Source organism: Streptomyces sp. NPDC041129, from assembly GCF_055592265.1.
In genome coordinates, this window is record NZ_JBVIYV010000009.1 from 126,097 (window position 1) to 148,998 (window position 22,902).

The 22,902-nt window shown below is 71.2% G+C and carries 18 protein-coding genes; 10 read left to right on the forward strand and 8 right to left on the reverse strand.

All coding sequences use genetic code 11. The annotated features are described in order from the left end of the window. The first annotated feature begins 2 nt into the window (after nucleotides 1-2). The 4 genes from ACZ6B1_RS26275 (at nucleotide 3) to ACZ6B1_RS26290 (ending at nucleotide 4,037) form a co-directional block, all read left to right on the forward strand. On the forward strand, nucleotides 3-1,022 hold the full coding sequence (locus ACZ6B1_RS26275) for an agmatine deiminase family protein (protein WP_468782286.1): 1,020 nt from the start codon (nucleotides 3-5) through the stop codon (nucleotides 1,020-1,022). 9 nt (nucleotides 1,023-1,031) lie between these two features. Further along, a complete protein-coding gene (locus ACZ6B1_RS26280) occupies nucleotides 1,032-1,643 on the forward strand; it encodes a TetR/AcrR family transcriptional regulator (RefSeq protein WP_468782287.1) in 612 nt (203 codons plus the stop codon). 341 nt (nucleotides 1,644-1,984) lie between these two features. Then, nucleotides 1,985-3,595 (forward strand): citramalate synthase, encoded by a 1,611-nt coding sequence (gene cimA, locus ACZ6B1_RS26285; protein ID WP_468782288.1) that lies wholly within the window; start codon nucleotides 1,985-1,987, stop codon nucleotides 3,593-3,595. 13 nt (nucleotides 3,596-3,608) lie between these two features. Then, entirely contained in the window at nucleotides 3,609-4,037 is a 429-nt protein-coding gene (locus ACZ6B1_RS26290; RefSeq protein WP_468782289.1) for a VOC family protein, read from the forward strand. Between the two features lies 1 nt (nucleotide 4,038). On the opposite strand, the gene ACZ6B1_RS26295 is transcribed toward ACZ6B1_RS26290, so the two are convergent. The 3 genes from ACZ6B1_RS26295 to ACZ6B1_RS26305 all read right to left on the reverse strand — a co-directional run bounded on the left by ACZ6B1_RS26295 (nucleotide 4,039) and on the right by ACZ6B1_RS26305 (nucleotide 7,109). Continuing rightward, nucleotides 4,039-4,641, reverse strand: a complete 603-nt coding sequence (locus tag ACZ6B1_RS26295) for a GPP34 family phosphoprotein (protein WP_468782290.1) — start codon at nucleotides 4,639-4,641, stop codon at nucleotides 4,039-4,041. Between the two features lie 82 nt (nucleotides 4,642-4,723). Next, on the reverse strand, nucleotides 4,724-5,206 hold the full coding sequence (locus tag ACZ6B1_RS26300) for a hypothetical protein (RefSeq protein WP_468782291.1): 483 nt from the start codon (nucleotides 5,204-5,206) through the stop codon (nucleotides 4,724-4,726). A gap of 34 nt (nucleotides 5,207-5,240) precedes the next feature. Further along, complete coding sequence (locus ACZ6B1_RS26305) at nucleotides 5,241-7,109, reverse strand: lectin (protein WP_468782292.1); 1,869 nt, start codon at nucleotides 7,107-7,109, stop codon at nucleotides 5,241-5,243. Between the two features lie 234 nt (nucleotides 7,110-7,343). Between ACZ6B1_RS26305 and ACZ6B1_RS26310 the strand changes: the two genes are divergently transcribed. Continuing rightward, nucleotides 7,344-10,355 (forward strand): glycoside hydrolase family 3 N-terminal domain-containing protein, encoded by a 3,012-nt coding sequence (locus tag ACZ6B1_RS26310; RefSeq protein WP_468782293.1) that lies wholly within the window; start codon nucleotides 7,344-7,346, stop codon nucleotides 10,353-10,355. A gap of 58 nt (nucleotides 10,356-10,413) precedes the next feature. Beyond that, on the forward strand, nucleotides 10,414-11,754 hold the full coding sequence (locus ACZ6B1_RS26315; RefSeq protein WP_468782294.1) for a hypothetical protein: 1,341 nt from the start codon (nucleotides 10,414-10,416) through the stop codon (nucleotides 11,752-11,754). Nucleotides 11,755-11,767: 13 nt separating this feature from the next. Here ACZ6B1_RS26315 and ACZ6B1_RS26320 read toward each other — a convergent pair whose 3' ends face one another. Next, on the reverse strand, nucleotides 11,768-12,367 hold the full coding sequence (locus ACZ6B1_RS26320) for a YceI family protein (protein WP_468782295.1): 600 nt from the start codon (nucleotides 12,365-12,367) through the stop codon (nucleotides 11,768-11,770). Between the two features lie 270 nt (nucleotides 12,368-12,637). Between ACZ6B1_RS26320 and ACZ6B1_RS26325 the strand changes: the two genes are divergently transcribed. From ACZ6B1_RS26325 to ACZ6B1_RS26340, 4 genes are all read left to right on the forward strand, one after another. Beyond that, entirely contained in the window at nucleotides 12,638-13,144 is a 507-nt protein-coding gene (locus tag ACZ6B1_RS26325) for a hypothetical protein (protein WP_468782296.1), read from the forward strand. Between the two features lie 24 nt (nucleotides 13,145-13,168). After that, nucleotides 13,169-15,493, forward strand: coding sequence for a polysaccharide lyase 8 family protein (locus tag ACZ6B1_RS26330; RefSeq protein ID WP_468782297.1), 2,325 nt, complete (start codon nucleotides 13,169-13,171; stop codon nucleotides 15,491-15,493). A 154-nt stretch (nucleotides 15,494-15,647) separates the two neighbouring features. Next, entirely contained in the window at nucleotides 15,648-17,243 is a 1,596-nt protein-coding gene (locus ACZ6B1_RS26335) for an acyl-CoA carboxylase subunit beta (RefSeq protein WP_468782298.1), read from the forward strand. A 57-nt stretch (nucleotides 17,244-17,300) separates the two neighbouring features. Continuing rightward, on the forward strand, nucleotides 17,301-17,489 hold the full coding sequence (locus tag ACZ6B1_RS26340) for an acyl-CoA carboxylase subunit epsilon (RefSeq protein ID WP_199212144.1): 189 nt from the start codon (nucleotides 17,301-17,303) through the stop codon (nucleotides 17,487-17,489). Nucleotides 17,490-17,632: 143 nt separating this feature from the next. Here the strand turns inward: ACZ6B1_RS26340 and ACZ6B1_RS26345 are convergent, their stop codons facing one another. The 4 genes from ACZ6B1_RS26345 to ACZ6B1_RS26360 form a co-directional block, all read right to left on the reverse strand. After that, nucleotides 17,633-18,214: a GTP-binding protein gene (locus ACZ6B1_RS26345; RefSeq protein WP_026248371.1), complete on the reverse strand. Its 582-nt coding sequence runs from the start codon at nucleotides 18,212-18,214 to the stop codon at nucleotides 17,633-17,635. Next, the gene (locus ACZ6B1_RS26350) at nucleotides 18,195-18,764 is read right to left on the reverse strand and encodes a DUF742 domain-containing protein (protein ID WP_468782299.1); all 570 of its coding nucleotides are present in this window, start codon (nucleotides 18,762-18,764) and stop codon (nucleotides 18,195-18,197) included. The genes ACZ6B1_RS26345 and ACZ6B1_RS26350 overlap by 20 nt, the downstream gene beginning before the upstream one ends. A gap of 94 nt (nucleotides 18,765-18,858) precedes the next feature. Next, nucleotides 18,859-19,272 (reverse strand): roadblock/LC7 domain-containing protein, encoded by a 414-nt coding sequence (locus ACZ6B1_RS26355; RefSeq protein ID WP_005479603.1) that lies wholly within the window; start codon nucleotides 19,270-19,272, stop codon nucleotides 18,859-18,861. A 10-nt stretch (nucleotides 19,273-19,282) separates the two neighbouring features. After that, nucleotides 19,283-22,567, reverse strand: a complete 3,285-nt coding sequence (locus tag ACZ6B1_RS26360; protein WP_468782300.1) for a sensor histidine kinase — start codon at nucleotides 22,565-22,567, stop codon at nucleotides 19,283-19,285. Nucleotides 22,568-22,902 lie beyond the last annotated feature (335 nt).

The following is a 22,902-nucleotide window of genomic DNA, read 5'->3' on the forward strand; positions in this document are numbered from 1 at the left end:
CCATGACCTACCGCATGCCCCCCGAGTGGGCCCCGCACGAGCGCACCTGGATGGCCTGGCCGGGTCCCAACCCGACCTTCGCCGATGACGAGGAGCTGGCCGCGGCCCGCGCCGCCTGGGCCCAAGTGGCCCGCGCGGTGGGCCGCTTCGAGCCGGTCACCATGGTGCACGGCCCCGGCCAGGGCGAGTCGGCGCGCGCGCTGCTCGGCCCGGACGCCGAGCTGGTGGAGCGCGAGCTCGACGACGCGTGGATGCGCGACATCGGCCCGACCTTCGTGCTGGACGAGCAGGGCCGGCCGGCCGCCGTGGACTGGGTGTTCAACGGCTGGGGCGGCCAGGACTGGGCCCGCTGGGAGCACGACTCCAAGATCGCCCGCCAGGTCGCGGACCTGGCCGGGGTGCCGGTGCTGAGCAGCGAACTCGTCAACGAGGGCGGGGCGATCCACGTCGACGGCGAGGGCACGGTGCTGCTCACCGAGACCGTCCAGCTCGGCGCCGGCCGCAACCCCGGGTGGAGCCGCGAGCGGGTCGAGGCGGAGATCCACGCCAGGCTCGGCACCAGCAAGGCGATCTGGCTCCCGCACGGCCTGTCCGGCGACTACGGCAGATACGGCACCCAGGGCCATGTCGACATCGTCGCGGCCTTCGCCCGCCCCGGCACGGTCCTCGTGCACAGCCAGCGGGACCCCGCCCACCCGGACCACGCCCGCTCGAGGACGTACCTGGAGATCCTGCGCGGCGAGACCGACGCCCAGGGGCGCCCGCTGGAGGTCGTCGAGGTGCCGGCCCCCACCGTCCTGAAGGACGAGGAGGGCGACTGGGTCGACTACTCCTACATCAACCACTACCTGTGCAACGGCGGCGTCGTGCTCTGCGCCTTCGACGACCCGAACGACGAGGTCGCGGCCGGCATCTTCCGCCGCCTCTTCCCCGACCGGGAGGTGACGCCGGTGGACGCCCGTACGATCTTCGCCGGCGGGGGAGGCATCCACTGCATCACACAACAGCAGCCGAAGAGCTAGGAGCAGCCGATGGCCGGTGCGCGCAGGAACGCGCCGCCGCGCGAGGACGTCCTCGCCGCCGCCATGGACATGATCGCCGAGCGCGGTCTGGAGAAGCTCACCATGGCCGCGCTCGGCCGTGAGGTCGGGATGAGCAGCGGCCACCTGCTGTACTACTTCCGCTCCAAGGACGAGCTGCTGCTGCGCACCCTGGAGTGGAGCGAGGGCCGGCTCGGCGCCGAGCGCGGCCGGCTGCTCACCCGCCCGGGCACCGCCCGCGAGCGGCTGGAGGCGTACGTCGGCCTGTACGTCCCGGACGGACACCGCGACCCGCACTGGACCCTGTGGCTGGAGGTCTGGAACCGCTCGCAGAACGCCGCCGAGGACGCCCGGGAGCGGCAGGCCGCCATCGAGGGGGCATGGCACCGCGACCTGGTCGCGCTGATCGCCGAGGGCGTCTCGCGCGGCGAGTTCCGGCCGGTCGACGCGGACCGCTTCGCCGCCCGGCTGCGCGCCCTGCTGGACGGCTTCTCCATCCATGTCGCCATCGGCCTGCGCGGCACGGACCGCGAGCAGGTGATATCCCACGTGCGGGAGTTCCTCACCGAAGCGCTGCAGGCGCCGCGGGTGCCGGACGCGTGACGTCGCGGAGCGGGCCCGGGACCGGGCCCCGTCCACCGGGGCGACCGGATACTGAGACGGCCGGCCGGACGGGGCCGGGACTGTGCGAAACTTCCTCCGTGCCCTCGTTCGCCATGATTATCGGCAGCAGGCGCGCCGGTCCGCAGTGACCATCTCGTACTACCAGGTGCGGGTGGCCATCGTCGTCTCAGACCCGCGCGCAGACCTCTCGCACCCGCGAGGGGTCTTTTCGTTTTCCGGCTCACCCACGGCCGGGAGGCGCGGCGCGAGGAGTATCGCAGGGGCGGTGGAGCCGGACATTCCGGTAAGACCGAAGATTCACAATCAGGAGCCTTGAACTCATGACCGAGACGGTAACCAGCGAGCTCGACGACTCGTTCCACGTCTTCGACACCACGCTGCGCGACGGCGCGCAGCGCGAGGGCATCAATCTCACGGTCGCGGACAAGCTCGCCATCGCACGGCACCTGGACGACTTCGGCGTGGGCTTCATCGAGGGCGGCTGGCCCGGCGCCAACCCGCGGGACACCGAGTTCTTCGCGCGGGCGCAGGCGGAGATCGACTTCCGGCACGCCCAGCTGGTCGCCTTCGGCGCCACCCGCCGCGCCGGATCCAAGGCGGCGGACGACCCCCAGGTCAGGGCCCTGCTCGAGTCCGGTGCCCCGGTGATCACGCTGGTCGCCAAGTCGCACGACCGGCACGTCGAGCTGGCGCTGCGCACCACGCTGGACGAGAACCTGGAGATGGTCCGGGACACCGTGTCGTACCTGTGCGAACAGGGCCGCCGGGTCTTCGTGGACTGCGAGCACTTCTTCGACGGCTACCGCGCCGACCCCGAGTACGCGAAGGCGGTCGTGCGCACGGCCGCACGGGCCGGCGCCGACGTCGTCATCCTCTGCGACACCAACGGCGGCATGCTGCCCGCCCAGGTCCACGCCGTCGTCTCCACCGTCCTCGCCGACACCGGTGCCCGGCTCGGCATCCACGCCCAGGACGACACGGGCTGCGCGGTCGCCAACACCCTGGCCGCCGTCGACGCCGGCGCCACCCACGTGCAGTGCACGGCCAACGGCTACGGCGAGCGCGTCGGCAACGCCAATCTGTTCCCGGTGGTCGCGGCCCTGGAGCTGAAGTACGGCAAGAAGGTGCTGCCGGAGGGCCGGCTGCGCGAGACCACCCGGATCTCGCACGCGATCGCCGAGGTCGTCAACCTCACGCCCTCCACGCACCAGCCGTACGTCGGCGTCTCAGCCTTCGCCCACAAGGCCGGGCTGCACGCCTCCGCGATCAAGGTCGACCCCGACCTGTACCAGCACATCGACCCCGAGCTGGTCGGCAACACCATGCGCATGCTGGTCTCCGACATGGCGGGCCGGGCCTCCGTCGAGCTGAAGGGCAAGGAGCTCGGCATCGACCTCGGCGGCGACCGGGAACTGGTCGGCCGGGTGGTCGAGCGGGTGAAGGAGCGCGAGCTCGCGGGCTACACCTACGAGGCCGCCGACGCCTCCTTCGAGCTGCTGCTCAGGGCCGAGGTCGAGGGCAGGCCGCTGAGGTACTTCGAGGTCGAGTCCTGGCGGGCCATCGTCGAGGACCGGCCCGACGGCACCCACGCCAACGAGGCCACCGTCAAGCTGTGGGCCAAGAGCGAGCGGATCGTCGCCACCGCGGAGGGCAACGGCCCGGTCAACGCCCTGGACCGGGCCCTGCGGGTGGCGCTGGAGAAGATCTACCCGCAGCTCGCCAAGCTGGACCTGGTGGACTACAAGGTCCGCATCCTGGAGGGCGTGCACGGCACCTCCTCCACCACCCGGGTCCTGATCTCCACCTCCGACGGCGGCGCCGAGTGGTCCACGGTCGGCGTCGCGGAGAACGTGATCGCCGCGTCCTGGCAGGCCCTGGAGGACGCCTACACCTACGGGCTGCTGCGGGCGGGCGTGGAACCGGCCGAGTAGGCACAGTGGAGGCATGACCGAAGACGACCGCGCCCTCCTGTCCGGCGCCCGCGTGGCGACCCGGCTGCCCGCCGCGGACCTGGACCGGGCCAGGCGCTTCTACGCCGAGAAACTCGGACTGCGGCCCGTCGACGAACGGCCCGGCGGGCTGCTGTACCGGTGCGGCGGAACGGACTTCGTGCTGTTCCGCTCCACCGGGTCCTCGCCCGGCACCTTCACCCAGATGGGCTTCGAGACCGACGGCGACCTGGAGTCGGTCGTGGCGGAGCTGAGGCGGCGCGGAGTGGTCTTCGAGGAGGTCGACGCGCCCGGGTTCCACACCCGGGACGGCATCGCCGAGATCGAGGGCAACTACCCGAGCAAGGGCGCCCGCGGCGAGCGCGGGGCCTGGTTCCGGGACAGCGAGGGCAATCTGCTGGGGATCGGGCAGCCGGTGCGCTGAGTCAGGGCGCCCGCCAGATGTTGTCGAAGGCCGCGTTCTCGATCTCCCGGCGCTGCCGCACGGCGGTCAGCTCCGTCACCGCGTCACCGACCGTGGCCAGCACGGTCACGACCGGCTCGTCGGTGAACTCCTGCCCGGCCCCTTCCCCGTCCCCGATGCCCAGGGCGGCCGCGAGGGTGGCGAGGACCGGCTCGCGGGACTCCCAGCGATCGGTGGCCTGCCGCCGGGCCGCGGTGTCGGCGGCAGCGGCGGTCCGCGGCCGGCGCGGGAACCAGGGCCTGCGCTCGCCGGTGAGCTGCCCCTCGGTGTCCAGGACGTCGAAGTAGGCCGAGGCCAGCCCCTCGCCCCGGCGCCACAGCCAGTCCTCGACCGTCTCGTACGGCTCCTGCCGGACCAGCGCCGAGCCCGCCTCCTCCAGCATCCGGTCGTCCAGGGCCAGCGGCGGCCCCGGCACCATGCGCTCGCCCTCCAGGGTCACGGCACGGACGCCGAGCAGGTCGACGAGCTCGGCACCCGCGAGCGCCAGCGACAGGTCGCCCTGCTCCACGGGGCGGTCGCCGGAGACGTCGGTGGCGACGATGAACAGATCCCGTGCTGTGGTCATGTGGCGCACTCCCGGTCCCGGACGGCTTTCCCTACGACCACCATGAAGCGTGGAAGGCCGATCCGCGACAAGGCGGCGCCGCTCAGCAGGAATCCGCCGCGAGCCTCTCGAAGCCGGCCCGGCTCAGCACCCGGCCGTCGGCCCAGACCTGCCCGGGCCTCAGCCGCCCGATCCGCTCCCCGGTGAACTCCACCCTCCCGTTGTACGAGTCGCCGGTCACGTAGTGCCCGAAGCCCAGCTCGTACCGGTGGCGGGCGAGCAGCCGCTGCTCGCCCCGGTGCCGGGCCCGCCAGTTCCCCGGCGGCGTGAACAGGGGGAACCCGGCGTCCCCGTGCAGATCCTCCTGCCGCACGTCCCAGCCCGTGGTGACGGGCCCGTCGCCGCCACCGCGCGCCCGCCCGTCCAGGTAGGGCCTCTGATAGCCGTCGTCGCCACACGGCCGGATCAGGGCGTACGGCGCACCGTCCGCCCCGACCCCCACCCCGGCCAGCGGCAGATCGACCGCCGCACAGCCGCCGAGCAGCAGACACCCGGCGACCGTCGCCAGTACGGCACTCCCGCGCATGCCCCGCCCCCTCACGGGCGGGAGGTGTCCCGCCCTACCGCAGCTTCCACTTCTGGTTGGCGGCACCCGTGCACGACCAGATCTGGGCCCGGGCCCCGTTCGCCGACGAGTTGTCGGTGACGTCGAGGCACTTGCCGGCCGCCGCGTTCACCACATCACCGGTGGCGGAGTTGTACGACCACCGCTGGGCACCGGTTCCGTTGCAGTCGTACAACTGAACCTTCGCCCCGTCGGCCGTCGAGCCGGACGTGACGTCGAGGCACTTGCCTAGCGCCTGGACCGAGCCGTCGGCCGCGACCGTCCACTTCTGCGCCGCGCTGCCGTTGCAGTCGTAGAGCTGCACCGCCGTCCCGTTCGCGCTCGAACCGCCCGCCACGTCGAGGCACTTGCCGGCCAGTCCGACGAACGAGCCGCTGCCGGCGGAGCCTCCGGACTGGGTGCCGGACCAGGTGAACGTGGCCGAGGTCCTGCCCGGAAGCGAGTAGGTGGCGTGCTGCGAACCCCAGCCGATGGTCACCGTCTTCGCCGAGGCCGAGTCGTTGTACGCGATCAGCGCCTTGCTCCCGTCGGGGTTGCGCCACGCCACGTTCGGCACGGCGCTCGACGCCGTCGAGGCGATGCGCTGGGCGCCCGGCCGGACGAACTTGGTCAGATGGCCCATCGTGTAGTACTCGACGGTGTAGTCGACGGTCCCGCTCGCCCCGTCGCCGTTGTGCACGGTGACCAGACCGGTGCAGGTGCCGCAACCGCCGTTGTGCGGGCCCATGTTCTGGTCCACCGCGAGGGACCACTTCGTCACCGACTTCGCCCAGTTGCGCGTGTAGTCGATGATGTTGTTCATGTCCTCGCGCTGCTGGTTGGCGATCCAGGTGCCGCCGGAGTGCTCGGTGCCGAAAGCGTCCAGGTCCGGGTACTGGTTGTGGACCGAGGTCTGCTTGGCGATGTCACCGCCGTAGCCGTGCCAGGCGATGCCGCCGAAGTTGGGGTGGTTGCGGATCGCCGCGTCGTCGACGCTCTGGGCCGCGTAGGAGTCGTAGACGTCCCAGTTCCAGTCGTGCGCCAGGACCTTGGTCCCGAGTCCGGCGGACTGGAGTCTGGGCAGCAGCTCGCTCTTGAGGAAGTACTGGATGCCGGAGGCGTTCCAGCTCATCGACGGATAGCCGGAGCAGCACGTCGGCTCGTTCTGCGGGGTGACGTACGAGACGTCGATGCCCTGGTTCCTGTACGCCTGGAGGTACTTGACGAAGTACGAGGCGTAGGCCCCGTAGTCCTCCGCCTTCAGCCAGCCGCCGTTGAGCGAACCGCTGTCCTTCATCCAGGCCGGAGCCGTCCAGGGCGAGGCCATGACGGTCAGGGACGGGTTGAGCTGGAGGGCCTGCTTGGTCAGCGGGACGACGTCCGCGAGGTCGTGCGAGATGGAGAAGTTGTTCAGGTTCGGGTCCGTCTGCCCGGCCGGCACGTCGTCGTACGTGTATCCGTACCGCGCCAGGTCCGAGGCGCCCATCGGATTGCGCAGGAACGACAGCCCGATGCCGTCCGTGGGGGAGAAGAGCTTCTTCATGGCCGCGTCCCGCGTCGCCTGGGAGAGCGCGCCGCTGCTGTTCATCAGCCAGGCCGCGGTGTCCGTGAACGACGCGCCGCCGCCGGTGAAGGTCTGGTAGCGGGTGTTCTCGTCGACGGTGATGTTCTCGCCGCTGCCGCCGGCCCCGGACTGGAAGGCGAACGGCGTCTGCGCCTGGAGACCGCGCACGACGTGCCGTCCGCCGGAGTCGTCGGTGGTGGTGAGCCAGGCTGTCACCTGCTCGCCGGCCGCGTGCGCGGAGGGCATGCCCAGGGTCGTGAGCCCGGCGGTGGTCAGCAGGCCTGCGAGCAGCAGCCGGGCCGTGCGCAGGGGTCGTCTCATGGAGCGCCGCCCTTCGGGGTGGGGGATGGGGGGCGTGCGAGCCGTGAGTAAATGACGGCTTCGCGGGCGCGTCAAGAGTTTGCGCATTCAGCTTCCGAACGCACAACCGCCGTCTTCCGGCCGCCTGTTGGTCCCGCACCACTTCTGACGTGAAGTATTGACGGCGTCATGTGGGGCGAGTTAACTCACGACGTGATCTAAGTCATGAGTGAATCAAGAGCCGAGGGAAGGTACATGCGAAGAACCGCCCTGCTCGTCTCCGCCGCACTCCTCGCCGGGCTGCTCCCCTGGGCGACCGCCCGAGCCGCCGACGATCCCGCACCCGTCCCCGTCGACCGCTTCGAGGGAGAGGTCCCCTTCGCCGCCCAGCCCGCCGAGGGCATCTTCACCTGGGGTGGCGACACGGACGACCCGCCGGCCCTCGAGCTCGCCGGCCGCGCCGATGCCCCCGAGGGCGCCAAGGTCCTCACCGGCTCCTACGACATCAGCGGTTACGGCGGGTTCACCCACGACTTCGCCGCCACCGAGCCCGGCCACGACTGGTCCGCCCACCGGGGCATCCGGTTCTGGTGGGACGGCCAGGACAACGGCAGGAAGATCGCCTTCGAGATCAAGGACGGCGGCGCCCACGGCGAGGCCTCCGAGCTGTGGACCACCTCCTTCACCGACGACTTCGCCGGCTGGAAACAGATCGAGATCCCCTTCACCGACTTCACCTATCGCACGGACTACCAGCCCGTCGGCGGTATCGACCACGTCCTCGGCCTGGACCGCGTGTGGGGTTACGCCGTCACGCTGCCGACCGGCGTCAAGGGCCGCTTCGCCATGGACGGCGTGGAGTTGTACGGCAGGGCCGACCAGTCGCTGCGCGCCTCGGTGAGCACCGGCGCGGCCGTGTACCCCATCGAGGAGGGCGGTACGGCGAAGGTCGGGGTCACCGTGGCCACCACCGGCGCCCAGCCCCTCGGCGAACCGGTGACCGTCACCTATACGACGGCGGGCGGCACCGCCGGCCCCGGCAGCGACTACGCCCCGGTCTCCGGCACCCTCACCTTCCCCGCGGGCACCCCCTCCGGAACCTCGCGGACCGTCCGGGTGCCCACCCTCCGGGACAAGGCCGCCGAGCCCGCCGAGACCATCCCGCTGAAGCTCACGGTGACCGGCGCCAAGGCACCCGCCGAGACGCCGCAGGTCGTCATCGACGCCCACCGACTGCCTTATCTGGACGCCAAGTTGCCCGTGCGCAAGCGGGTGGCGGACCTGCTGAGCCGTATGTCCCTGGCGGAGAAGGCCGGCCAGATGACCCAGGCCGAGCGCGGCGCCCTGACCGACCAGGGGGACATCGCCGGATACGCGCTCGGCTCGCTCCTCTCCGGCGGCGGCTCGACGCCCACGCCCAACACCCCGGGCGCCTGGGCGAAGATGATCGACGCCTTCCAGCTGCGGGCGCAGGCGACCCGCTTCCAGATCCCGCTGATCTACGGCGTCGACGCGGTCCACGGCCACAACAACCTGGTCGGCGCCACGATCATGCCGCACAACGTCGGCCTCGGCGCCACCCGGGATCCGCGACTGGCCGAGCGGACCGGTGCGGTGACCGCGGCCGAGGTCCGGGCCACCGGCATCCCCTGGGACTTCGCGCCCTGCCTGTGCGTGAGCCGCGACGAACGCTGGGGGCGCTCCTACGAGTCCTTCGGCGAGGACCCGGCGCTGGTCGAGTCGATGGAGACCGTCATCCAGGGCCTCCAGGGCCGGGCCGACGGCAGGGACCTGAGCCGCGGCGACAAGGTGCTCGCCACCGCCAAGCACTTCGTCGGTGACGGCGGCACCGGGTACGGCTCCTCGACCACCGGCACCTACACGATCGACCAGGGCGTCACCAAGGTCACCCGGCAGCAGCTCGAGGCCGTCCACCTGGCGCCGTTCGGGAGCGCCGTCGACCGGGGCATCGGCACGGTCATGCCGTCGTACTCCTCGCTCGACATCCTCGGCGACGGCCAGGGCCCGGTGAAGATGCACGCCCGGGCAGACATGATCAACGGCGTGCTCAAGGGCCGGATGGGCTTCGACGGGTTCGTCATCAGCGACTGGAACGCCATCGACCAGCTCCCCGGCGACTACGCCTCCCATGTCCGCACCTCGGTCAACGCGGGCCTGGACATGATGATGGTGCCGTACACGTACAAGGACTTCACCGGCACGCTCGTCGACGAGGTGCGGGCCGGCCGGATCGGTGAGCGGCGGATGGACGACGCCGTCTCCCGCATCCTCACCCAGAAGTTCCGGCTCGGCCTCTTCGAGCACCCGTACGCCGACACCAGCGGCGCCGCCGCCATCGGCTCCCCGGAGCACCGGGCGGTGGCCCGCCGGGCGGCGGCCGAGTCCCAGGTGCTGCTGAAGAACAGCGGCGGGCTGCTGCCCCTGAAGAAGGGCCAGAAGGTCTACGTCGCCGGGTCCAACGCCGACGACATCGGCAACCAGACCGGCGGCTGGACCGTCACCTGGCAGGGCGGTTCGGGGAACACCATCCCGGGCACGACGATCCTCGACGGCATGCGCGAGGCGGGCGGAAACGTCACGTACTCCAAGGACGCCTCCGCTCCGACCGGCGGCTACGACGCTGGCGTGGTCGTCGTCGGCGAGACCCCGTACGCGGAGGGCGTCGGCGACGTCGGCAACGGTCACCGGCTCACCCTCTCGGCCGCCGACCAGGCCGCCGTGGACAAGGTGTGCGCGGCCATGAAGTGCGCGGTGCTGATCGTCTCCGGGCGCCCGCAGCTCATCGGCGACCGGCTCGGCCGGATCGACGCGCTCGTCGCCTCCTGGCTGCCGGGCACCGAGGGCGCCGGCGTCGCCGACGTCCTCTTCGGCAGGCGGCCCTTCACCGGGCAGCTCCCGGTCACCTGGCCCCGCTCGGAGTCCCAGCTGCCGATCAACGTCGGTGACGCGGCGTACGACCCGCAGTTCCCTTACGGCTGGGGCCTGACCACGCTCACCCGTGTCCCGCGGGGCGGCACGGCCGCGCTGCGGGCGCTCGGGCTCGCGGCAGCGGCGGCGGAGCTTACGGGCGCCGACCGGACCGGACGCGAGCTGGTCACCCGAGCCCGGCTGATCGTCCAGCACGAGGCGGGCGACCGGATGACGGCCGCGGTGGCGAAGCCCTTCGCCGACGCGGACCACCTGCTGCTGACCGGCCACTACGGAAAGGCGGTGCAGAAGCTCACGGAGGCCTACCGGGCCGCGTGAGTTCCCCCGGCGAACCCCGTACATGACTGGTTTGGGAGGCTTCGGGTAGTTTCGAAGGGTGAAGGCCGTCCTTCGGATCCGAAGCCTCCCGGCGCTGCTGCTGGCCGCGCTGGCGCTGGTCGTCGCGACCGCCCTGGCCCCCGGCGCGACGGCCGCCACCAGCGTGTCCGGCATCGCCCAGGCTCTGCGCGAGAGCCCGGTCTACGTCGACCCAGCGGCCTCCGGGCAGTTGTCCAGGGCCGACGCCGACGGGCTCGCCAAGCGGATAAAGGGCGCCGGCAAGCCCCTCTTCATCACGGTCCTGCCGGCCGGCTACCCGACCGCGAACCTCTTCTCCGGCCTGCGCACGGCCACCGGTATCACCGGCCTGTACGCCATCCGGCTCGGTGACCGCTTCGACGCCCGCGCGGACTCCTCGGTGCTGTCCCGCACCGCCGTGCGGAACCTCGTCGCCAGCGTGCAGGGCGAGGACGCCAGGACCCAGCTCACCGACTTCACCGACCGCGCCCTGGCCAACATAGGCGGCCGCGCGCCCGCGAGCTGGGGCGGCCGAAGTGGCGGGTCAGGCGCGTCGAGCACGGCGCTGATCACGGCGGGCGTCATCCTGGTGGCCGGCGGCGCGGGCGCCTACACCCTGGTCCGCCGCAGCCGCCGCCGTCACGCCGAGGAGCAGCGGGCCGCGCTGGACCGGCTGCGGGTGGTCGTGGACGAGGACATCACCGCCTTCGGCGAGGAACTGGACCGGCTGGACTTCCACCCGGCCGAGCCGGGCGCCGACGACGCGATGCGCGCGGACTACGAACGGGCCCTCGACGCCTACGAAAAGGCCAAGCAGTACATGGCGGAGGCGCGCAGGCCCGAGGACGTCCGGCCGGTCACCGAGGCCCTGGAGGACGGCCGTTTCTCCCTCGCCCAACTGGCCGCCCGCCGCGAGGGCCGTCCCCTGCCGGAGCGCCGCCCGCCCTGCTTCTTCGACCCCCGCCACGGCCCCTCCGTCACCGACGCGGCCTGGACCCCGCCCGGCGGCAGCCTCCGGGAGGTACCGGTCTGCGCCGCCGACGCCACCCGCCTGGCCGACGGCCGCGACCCGGTGATCCGCGAGGTCGACACCGACCACGGCCGCCGCCCCTACTGGGACGCCGGCCCCGCCTACGGCCCCTGGGCCGGCGGCTACTTCGGCGGCGGCATCCTCCCCGGCCTCCTGGTCGGCACCCTGCTCGGCAGCATGATGTCCACCCCGTCCTACGCCTCCGACTACGGCGACTTCGGCGCCGCCGGCTACCAGGGAGGCGACATCTCCGGCGCCGACTTCGACCCGGGCGACTTCAGCGGCGGCTTCGGCGACGGAGGCGGCTTCGACGGCGGAGGAGGCGGCGGCGACTTCGGCGGGGGCTTCTGACCACGCCGCAGGCTCACGCGTTCTTGATGGCCGAGATGTCGAAGACCAGCTTGATCTTGTCGGAGACGAGGACGCCGCCGGTCTCCAGGGCCGCGTTCCAGGTCAGGCCCCACTCGGAGCGCAGGATCTCGGCCTTGCCCTCGAAGCCGACGCGCTCGTTGCCGAAGGGGTCCTTCGCGGCGCCGTTGAACTCGAGGTCGATGGTGATCGGCTTGGTGACGCCGAGGATGGAGAGGTCGCCGGTGATGCGGTAGTCGTCTCCGCCGAGCGCTTCGGCCCGGGTGGAGCGGAAGGTCATCGCCGGGAACTCGTCGGTCTTGAAGAAGTCCGAGGACTTCAGGTGCCCGTCGCGGTCGGCGTTGCCGGTGTCGATGCTGTCCATCCGGACGTCGAGGGTGGCGGTGGACTTCGAGGGCTCGCCGCCGTTCAGGTGCAGGGCGCCGGTGAACTCGTGGAAGCTCCCCTTGACGTTGGTGACCATCGCGTGGCGGGCCACGAAGCCGATCGTGGTGTGGGCCGGGTCGATCGTGTACTCGCCGGTCAGCGCGGCCAGATCGGCGGCGGGGGCGGCGGCGGTCTCGGGGGTGTTTTCCTTGCGGCCGAAGATGCCCATTGCGGTGCTCCTTGGGGACGGCCGCGGCTTACGTGGGAAGCCGCGACGGGTTTCTGTTTAACGTTCAACTAGCCCAACGACCTCGACCGTAGACCTATTCCGTTTAGTTTTCAACATCATCCGCCACGTGTTCTCATGAAAACACAGAGTAACCGTGTACGCCCTCTGGCGAACGCGCGTAGACCTCGGGCACCATCTCCCTGCACACCCGCACCACCTGCACAGCCGAACCCCCAGGAAGCACGGCCCACCGCAGGAAGGTCACTCCCCATGAAGGCCCTGAAGGCCCGCTCCGTCCTGACCGCGCTCGCCCTCGTCGTCGCCCCCGGCGTCGCCGTGGTCGGCACCGCCACCGACGCCTTCGCCGTCACCAAGATCAGCCACTCGACCGCCACCGGGATGTTCCGCAGCGTCGGCATCACCTGGTCGTCCTCCGGCAACTGCTCCGACCGGAACAACTCCACCTGCACCTCGTTCGAGCAGCTCAACCTCGCCACCGCTCAGGGCGCCCAGACCCTCAAGGGGGCCAGCGGCTGCGCCCTCAACATCACCGGCGGCACCGAGACGGGCCACGCCTCGGGCACCTACTCCCACTGGAACGGCTACAAGCTCGACTACGGCAAGAACACCTGCGTCACCTCGTACATCAAGAACAACTTCAGCTACATCGGCCTGCGCGGCGACGGCGCCCCGCAGTACAAGTCCGGCTCCGGCAACATCTACGCCGACGAGGGCAACCACTGGGACGTCCTGTACTACAACTGCGGCGGCTGCTGAGCCAGGAGGGCGGTGACCGGCCGCATGAGCACGGGACCGAGCCGACGCGCACTGCTGCTGGCCGCCGCCCTCACCGCCGCCACGGCGCCCGTGGCCCGCGCGGCGGCCGGCGCCGACCCCTTCGACACCCTCCGCCGCCGGTGGCTCGACATCGCCCTCGGCACCGGGTTCGACCCGGCCGCCGAGCCGTACGCCTCCCGCCTCGCCCAACTCGGCGCGATGGCACGCGACTTCCACGCCGGCATGACCCCCACCGCCGGCTCCCTGTGGCCCGGCCACCCCTTCGACCCGCCCGCCGGGATCACCTTCAGCTACGGCCGCCTGTGGACCATGGCCCAGGCGTACGTCCAGCCCGGCACCGGCGCCACCGGTGACGACGCCCTCCTCGCCGGCGTCCTCCGCGGCCTCGACCACCTCTCAGCGACCGTCTACAACCCCGCCACCACGCGCTACGGCAACTGGTGGGAGTGGCAGATCGGCAGCCCGCGGCTGCTGGCCGACATCACGGCCGCCCTGTACGACCACCTCGGCGCGGACCGAATCGCGGCGGCCTGTGCCGCCGTCGACCACTTCATCCCGGACGCGATGCTCACCGAGTACTCCGGCACCTCCACCGGAGCCAACCGCGTCGACCTGTGCCGCTCCGTCGCCCTGCGCGGCATCCTCGGCAGGTCCGGCGACCGCCTCACGCTCGCCCGGGACGCCCTCTCGCCGGTCTTCCCGTACGTCACCGAAGGCGACGGCCTCTACGCCGACGGCTCGTTCGTGCAGCACACCTGGGTCGCCTACTCCGGCACCTACGGCCAGGTCCTGCTGGACGGTCTGGGGCGGCTCCTCACCCTGCTGGCGGGCTCCCAGTGGGAGATCACCGACCCCGCCCGGCGGAACGTCCTCGACGGCGTCGAGCACGCCTACGCCCCCCTGATCCACGACGGCCTGGTGATGGACTGCGTCAACGGCCGGGCCATCAGCCGGGGTTACCTGCGTGACGACGACCAGCACATCATGCGCGGCGACCACTACCACGGCCAGGCGCTGATCGCGGCCGTCGCCCTGCTGGCCGGCGGCGCGAGCGGGGAGGAACGGCAGCGCTGGTACGGCCGCGTCAAGGGCTGGATCGAACGGGACACCGTGACACCGATCCTGACGGCGCCTCAGTTCGGCATCGCGGATCTGGCCCGGCTGCACACCGTCGCCGCCGCGCCCGTGCCGGCGGCGCCCGAACCCCTCGGCCACCGGCTCTTCCCGGCCATGGACCGGGCCGTCCACCGCCGCCCGCGCTTCACCGCCGCGCTCTCCATGGCCGGCGACCGCATCGCCCACTACGAATGCGGAAACGGCGAGAACCCGCGCGGCTGGCACACCGGCTCCGGGATGCTCTCCTGGTGGCCCGCGGGGCGCGGCGCCCGGTCCGACCAGTACACGGACTGGTACTGGCCGACCGTCGACTGGTACCGGCTGCCCGGCACCACGGTCTCCACCAAACGGCTCGCCGACCGGGCCGGCGGCGAGTGGGGCGCGCCCAGGCCGGACGTCCGCTGGGTCGGCGGCACGACCGACGGCGAGTACGCGGCCGTGGGCCAGCACCTGAAGGGCCTGGAGTCCACGCTCGAGGCCCGCAAGTCCTGGTTCTTCCTCGCCGACGCGGTCGTCTGCCTCGGCGCCGGGATCCGCTGCGCAGACGGCGTCCCGGTCGAGACGGTCGTGGACAACCGCAATCTCGGCGAGGGCGGCGCCCAGGCCTTCGCGCGCGGCCCCGGCTGGGCCCATCTGGAGGACCACGGCGGCTGGCTGCTGCCCCGCGGCGGCGTGCTGCGCACCCTGCGCGAAGACCGCACCGGCGCCTGGTCCGACATCAACACCAGCAGCACTGACGAGCGGCGCACCCGCCGCTGGCAGACCCTCTGGCTCGACCACGGAACCGACCCGGCCGACGCGGTCTACGTCTACGTGCTGATGCCCGGCGCCGGCCGCGACGAGGTCGCCGCACGGGCCGCCGACGGGCACTGGCTGCGCGTGCTCGCCAACGACGCCCGCCACCAGGCCGTCGCCGTTCCCTCGCTCGGCGTGACCGCGGTCAACTTCTGGGAGGCCGGCACCGCCGGCGGCGTGTCCGCGACAGCGGGCGCGAGCGTGCTCGTCCGCCGCCGGGGGCGGAGCGCTACGCTGTGGATCAGCGAGCCGCCCCGCACGGGCGCGCCCCTGGAGATCGTCTGGGACCGTCCGGTGCGCTCGGTCGTGCGCGCCGACGACACCGTGGAGGTCCTCGCCGCCGACCGCCGTCTGAGGCTCCGTGTCACTCCAGGGATGGCATGTGCCACCCACCAATGTGATGTCGCTCTCGGGTGACGGCTTTGTGGCCCCCCTACAACCGAAGCGGCCTCTGAGCAGTCGGAACGCCTGCATGTCGCTGTGGTTCTGTTCAGTGGCACCAGGAAAACGGTCCGGAGACTGTACGGAGTCGACGGCTCGCTTTCCTTGGTGTCCTTCGTAAGGTCACTACATGACCGTTTTGGAAGAGACGACGGGTGAGCCGACCGCGGAGCCGGCGGACGCGCGCGGGCGAGTCGCCGAGCTGCACGAGATCCGTGCCCGGGCCGTGGCCGGTCCCAGCGAGAAGGCGACCGCCGCCCAGCACGCCAAGGGCAAGCTGACGGCGCGGGAGCGCATCGAGCTGCTCCTGGACCCGGGATCCTTCCAGGAGGTGGAGCAGCTCCGCCGGCACCGGGCGAGCGGTTTCGGCCTGGAGGCGAAGAAGCCCTACACCGACGGTGTCATCACGGGCTGGGGCACGGTGGAGGGCCGTACGGTCTTCGTCTACGCCCATGACTTCCGGATCTTCGGCGGCGCCCTGGGCGAGGCCCACGCCACGAAGATCCACAAGATCATGGACATGGCCATCGCGGCCGGCGCGCCCCTGGTCTCCCTCAACGACGGCGCGGGCGCCCGCATCCAGGAGGGCGTCTCCGCGCTCGCCGGCTACGGCGGCATCTTCCAGCGCAACACGAAGGCCAGCGGTGTCATCCCGCAGATCTCCGTGATGCTCGGCCCGTGCGCGGGCGGCGCCGCCTACAGCCCGGCGCTGACGGACTTCGTCTTCATGGTCCGCGAGACCTCGCAGATGTTCATCACCGGCCCGGACGTCGTCAAGGCGGTCACCGGCGAGGAGATCACCCAGAACGGGCTCGGCGGCGCCGATGTGCACGCCGAGACCTCCGGCGTCTGCCACTTCGCCTACGACGACGAGGAGACGTGCATCGCCGAGGTGCGCTACCTCCTCTCGCTGCTGCCGCAGAACAACCGCGAGAACCCGCCCGGGACCGACTCCTCGGACCCGGTGGACCGCCGCTCCGACGTCCTGCTCGACCTGGTCCCGGCCGACGGCAACCGCCCTTACGACATGACCAAGGTCATCGAGGAGATCGTCGACGACGGCGAGTACCTCGAGGTCCACGAGCGCTGGGCGCGCAACATCATCTGCGCGCTGGCCCGGCTGGACGGCCAGGTCGTCGGCATCATCGCCAACCAGCCCCAGGTGCTGGCGGGCGTGCTGGACATCGAGGCGTCCGAGAAGGCCGCCCGCTTCGTGCAGATGTGCGACGCCTTCAACATCCCGATCGTCACTCTTCTGGACGTACCCGGCTTCCTGCCCGGCGTCGACCAGGAGCACGGTGGAATCATCCGGCACGGTGCGAAGCTGCTGTACGCCTACTGCAACGCCACCGTGCCGAGGATCTCGCTGATCCTGCGCAAGGCGTACGGAGGTGCGTACATCGTGATGGACTCCCAGTCGATCGGTGCCGACCTCACCTACGCCTGGCCCACCAACGAGATCGCCGTGATGGGCGCCGAGGGCGCGGCCAACGTCATCTTCCGCCGCCAGATCGCCGACGCCGAGGACCCCGAGGCCATGCGGCAGAAGATGGTCAAGGAGTACAAGGCCGAGCTGATGCACCCGTACTACGCGGCCGAGCGCGGCCTGGTCGACGACGTGATCGACCCCGCCGAGACCCGCGAGGTGCTGGTGAAGTCGCTGGCGATGCTGCAGTCCAAGCACGCCGACCTGCCCTCCCGCAAGCACGGCAACCCCCCGCAGTAACCGAGCGGACCCGTCGCGGCAACCCCGCGGACCCCTTACTGACGGAGACTGACACCCATGAACACTGACATCCGCGTCGAGAAGGGCCACGCCGAGCCCGAGGAAGTCGCCGCCATCACGGCCGTCCTGCTGGCCCGTGCGGCCGCCCAGCCGGCCGCCCCGGCGCACCGCGGCCGTGCCAAGGCCGGCTGGCGCCGGCTGGAGCGCGAGCCCGGCTTCCGCGCCCCGCACAGCTGGCACGGCTGACCGGCACCGGCCCCACGGGCCGCCCACGCACGACATGAGAAGGGCCCCTCCGAGCGGAGGGGCCCTTCTCGCTGCGCGCACACCGGGGGAAAGGAAGAACCCGCGCCCCGGGAGGGGACGCGGGTTCCTGTGCGACCGGTCGGCTAACGGAGACGCGCCATCAGGGCGTGCTCCACCAGCGTGATCAGCGCCGACTTGGCGTCCGCGCGGTGCCGGGCGTCCGTCGTGATGATCGGGGTGTCCGGGCCGATCTGCAGGGCCTCACGGACCTCGTCCGGGTTGTACGGCTGGTTGCCGTCGAAGCCGTTGAGGGCGATGACGAAGGGCAGGCCGCTGTTCTCGAAGTAGTCGACCGCGGGGAAGCAGTCGGCGAGACGGCGGGTGTCGACCAGGACGATCGCGCCGATCGCGCCGCGCACCAGGTCGTCCCACATGAACCAGAAGCGGTCCTGGCCCGGCGTACCGAAGAGGTACAGGATCAGGTCCTGGTCCAGGGTGATACGGCCGAAGTCCATGGCCACCGTGGTGGTGGTCTTGTCACCGGTGTGGGTGAGGTCGTCGATGCCGGCCGAAGCGGACGTCATGACGGCCTCTGTGCGCAGCGGGTTGATCTCCGAGACGGCGCCGACGAACGTGGTCTTGCCCACGCCGAAGCCGCCCGCCACCACGATCTTCGCGGAGGTGGTGGAGCGGGAAGGACCGCCGCTAGAGCTTGCGAAGTCCACTGAGCACCCTTTCGAGCAGTGTCACGTCTGGCTGGCCACCGGCGTTCTCGTCGCCGCCGGGCTGATGGATGGCGACCAGGCCCGCCTCCGCCAAGTCGGCGACGAGAATCCTGGCGACGCCGAGGGGGATCGTGAGCAGGGCCGAGACCTCGGCCACCGACTTGATCTCCCGGCACAGGTTGCAGATCCGCTGATGCTCGGGCAGCTGGCCCTGCATCTGGTGCGGAGCGGCGGTGGTGTGCACCAGTGCCTCGATGGCGAGCTGGTAGCGCGGGCGGGTCCGGCCGCCGGTCATGGCGTACGGACGCACCAGGGGGTTGTTCGATCCGGACGCAGGCGCCGGCTCGGGGCGGCGCTGCGGCTGCACCGGCTGGATCCGCGGGGCCGGCGGCTGGTCGTACGGCGAGGGCCCGGGGCCCTGCGGAGCGTACGGCTGGCGGTGACCAGGGGTGGAGGGGAAGCCGTACCCATTCGCCGAACCGTCGCCCTGGCCCTGGGCAGGGCCGTACGACCAGTTACCCGAATGCGAACCGCCTGGGGGTGTTGCCACTTTCTCCTCCTCCGACTGTGCCGGGCACCCATCCGTGTGGAGCCGCGTCCCGAAACCTTAAGGCCCCGGGACGCGAATACGCACCGTTCGTCTGTTAGTTGAGAAGGCTTCCCTGGAGCTCCGCGCGGAGATCCGGGGTGAGAACCGTGCCCGCGCGGTCCACCAGAAGTGCCATCTCGTACCCGATGAGGCCGATGTCCGCTTCCGGGTGGGCCAGAACGGCGAGCGAGGAACCGTCGGAGACGGACATGATGAAGAGGAATCCCCGCTCCATCTCCACAACTGTCTGGTTCACGCTGCCGCCCTCGAAGATGCGGGAGGCGCCTGCCGTCAGAGACGTCAGACCGGAGGCGACGGCCGCGAGCTGGTCCGCGCGGTCGCGGGGAAACCCTTCGGACATCGCCAGAAGGAGTCCGTCGGCGGAGACCACCACCGTGTGGGACACCCCCGGGGTGTTGTCCACGAAGTTGGTGATCAACCAGTTCAGGTTCTGTGCCGCCTGGCTCATCGGGCTCACACTAACGCTCCTGGTTGTAGGTGCTGTCAGGACCACTGTGGTGATTACCAGTGGCCTGGCCGTTCGATTCACTGCCTGCGCTGCGTCCGCGCTGGACGCCCCGACGCAGGTTGCTCAGCCTGCCCCGGACGTCCTCCGGGGCGCGGGAGACCTGCGGGCCTCCCTGAGGGGTGCTCTCGGCGGTGCCCTCGACCAGGTTGGCCTTGGGTACCCGCCGGGGCAGACCGGAGGCGGTGACTCCGCCGGCCTTGGGCTTGCGGAGCTGCGAAGCCTGCTGCCAGCGCTCGTCGTTGGCCGAACGCCAGTCGCCGTCGCCGTTGGTCGCCGGGGTGTTCGCCGCGGGGGCCGGGGTCTCCGGCTGCACGCGCCCGGCGCCGTTCGAGCCGCTCGGACCGCTCGCGGACCCCCGGCGGGGCAGACCGGCGTCGGTCATCTGGTGGGCGGCGGAAGAAGCCGGTCCCGGACGGTGGAAGCCTACGCCGTTCCGCTCACCCGCGTCAGCGGCCTGCGGTTCCGTTTCCGGAGCGTAATGAGCCGGATAGCCGTTCTGGTAGCTGTCCTGCTGCGGCCAGTCGTCCTGGTAGGACCGGTCCTCGTAGGAGCCGAAACCGTCGGACCCGGAGCCGTGCGCGGACGCCTGCTCCTCCTGGGCCGGTTCCGCATACGCGGGGTCCGGGTAACCGCCGCCGTTCGGGGCGAAGCCGTCGTCACGCCGGTGGCCGCCGTTCGGCGCGTAGTACTGGTCGTCGTACGACTGCTCGTACCCGGCGTTGCGGTGCTCCTCGTACGGCTGCTGCTGGTCGCCGTAGCCCTGCTGCCCGTCGTAGGCGGCGGGCTGGGCGGGCTGCTCGCCGAAGCCGGCGGTGCCGTCGTAGCCGGCCTGCCGGGCGTCGAACTCGTCCGCGTAGCCGCGCTGCCCGTCGGCCTCCTGCTGCGACTGCTCGCCGTGCGACTGGGCCTCCAGCGCGGCACGACGCTCCTCGCGCATCAGGGAGCGGCCCACGGGGTCCAGGTCGCGGAGGTCGTCGGGGACCTCCGAGTAGCGGCTGTCGTCGAAGCCGAGTTCGGCGGCGGTGCGCATCGGCTGATGCTGCACCTGGGCGAAGTCCTCACCCCGGAACTGCTGCTCGGGGATGATCTGGGAGACCGTGAACTCCTCGCGGTCCAGCGGGGCTTCGCCGCCACCGCCGTGCGTGATCGCGTCCGGCAGCATGACCAGCGAGGTGGTGCCGGCCTGCTCGCCCGAGGGGCGCAGCTGGACCCGGATGCCGTGCCGGTCGGACAGCCGGCCGACCACGAACAGGCCCATGCGCTGGGAGATCGCGGCGTCCACGGTCGGCGGGTTGGCCAGCTTGTGGTTGATGTCCGCGAAGTCCTCGGCGGTCAGGCCGATGCCCTTGTCGTGGATCTCGACCATGACGCGGCCGTCGGGCAGACGGGTCGCGGTGACGCGCACCTTGGTCTGCGGCGAGGAGAACGTGGTGGCGTTCTCCAGCAGCTCGGCCAGCAGGTGCACGAGGTCGGTCACGGCACGGCCGTGGATCTCCGCCTCCGGCACGCCGGACAGCTCGATGCGCTCGTACTGCTCCACCTCGGAGGAGGCGGCGCGCAGCACGTCGACCAGCGGGACCGGCTGGTCCCAGCGGCGCCCGGGCTCCTCGCCGGCGAGGACCAGGAGGTTCTCGCCGTTGCGGCGCATACGGGTGGCCAGGTGGTCCAGCTTGAAGAGGTTCTCGAGCTGGTCCGGGTCCGCCTCGTTGTTCTCCAGGTCGGTGATCAGGGTCAGCTGGCCCTCGATCAGCGACTGGTTGCGGCGGGAGAGGTTGGTGAAGATCGCGTTGATGTTGCCCCGCAGCAGGGCCTGCTCGGAGGCGAGCCGGACCGCCTCGCGGTGGACCTGGTCGAAGGCGCGGGCGACCTCGCCGATCTCGTCCTTGGTGTGGATCGGGATCGCGGCGACCCGCGTGTCGACCCGGCCCGGGTCGGTACGGGAGAGCTGGTCGACCAGCATCGGCAGACGCTGCTCGGCGATGCCGAACGCGGCGTTGCGGAGCTGGCGCATCGAGCGGCTCATCTGGCGGGCCACGGCACCGGCCAGGATGAAGGCGAGCAGCAGGGCCACGACGACCACGGCACCGGTGGTGATGGCCGAGGCCTTGGCGTCGTCGGCGATGCCGGACGCCTCGGTCACGGCCTTGTCGGCGAGGTCCGACTCGATCTGGCGGTAGGCCTTGTACTTGAGGGTGTTGACCGCCCACCAGTTCTGGGCCGTCACACCGCCCGCCGCCATCTGCTGGCGGGTGAGCGGGGTGGTGTCCTTCATCGTCGCCAGCGCCGAGACCATCGCGTTCGGCTTGGCCGGCGGCGCGACGTACTTCGGGTCCTTCTGCTTCTCCTGCGCGATCAGCGCGGCGCCGTCCGTCTTGATCTTGGCCTGCGCGTCGGTCAGCTTCTGCGCGTCCTCGTCGGTGCCACCGCCGAGGTACTCCTCGAGGGCGATGCGCTCCAGGTAGGCGTACGAGGACAGGGAGACCCGCTGGGTCGCCAGGTTCGGGTCGTCCGGACCGGGCTTGACCAGCAGGTGCATGCCGATCGACCGCTCCAGCGACAGTGCCGCCTTGGTGAGCGAGATGGCGTAGACGGTACGGCCGTAGGAGGTGATGTTGCCGGTGCCCAGACCGAGCTCGTTGGCGAACTCCATCAGGGGGTGCGAGACCTCGACGTAGCCCTCTTCGGTCTTCACGCCGGTGGTCTTCTTGGTGTACGCGACCTGGCGCAGCTTCTGCAGCCTGGGCTCCGCCTTGCGGAAGAGATCCAGCCGGCGCTTGATGCCGGGCTTGTCCGGCACGTTCTGCGCGGCCTCGTGGAAGACGGCGGCCGCCTGGTCCGTCTGCTTGCGGGCCGCGGTGACGACGGCCTGCTGGTTGCCCAGCAGCAGCGGGGCCGCGGTGACGTCACGCTCGTTCTCGAGCGCGTCGGCGTAGCCCAGGGAGGCGCGCACCAGGCGCGCGGTGTTCTCCGCGTCCCGGGCCTCGTTCCAGGTGTCGATCGAGCTCTTCACCTGGAAGCCGCCCATGATGAGGCCGACCGCCACGGGTATGAGCAGGATCGCGTTCAGCCGCGTCGGCACCCGCCAGTTCCGCGGTGAGAAACGGCCACCGCCGGCCGGGGGAGTGGCCGACGCCTCGGCACCCGGCACAGGGGTGGGCACCGGCACCGCAGCGCGCGGCGGCGGGGTGAAGTTGCCCCGCGCCGACGGCTCGGGACCGTTCTTGCTTCGCCTCACTCGACCAACAACCTCTCGGCGGTCGGCACCTTCGTCGTGCCGCAGTCTCTCAGAGCCCGGTTCGTCATCGATCACTCAGTACGTCTTTGACTAATGGGCAGTTCAGGCATTCCAGCACGTCAGCATCCGCTCCTCCAAACACTCGGAACCCGAGGTTCCGAGTGATGTAAGCCCTAGATAAAACGGGCATAAAGAGCGAGCCCCGCCAAAAGACGGGGCAGTCGTGCGCACAGCGGCACCGTACGAACGCGTCGCGTGGCGAAGAACGGCGATTCCTCTGCCGAACTGTTATGAACACCGGAGCCGACCGTGTCAAAGGCCACAGCCGGCTCCAC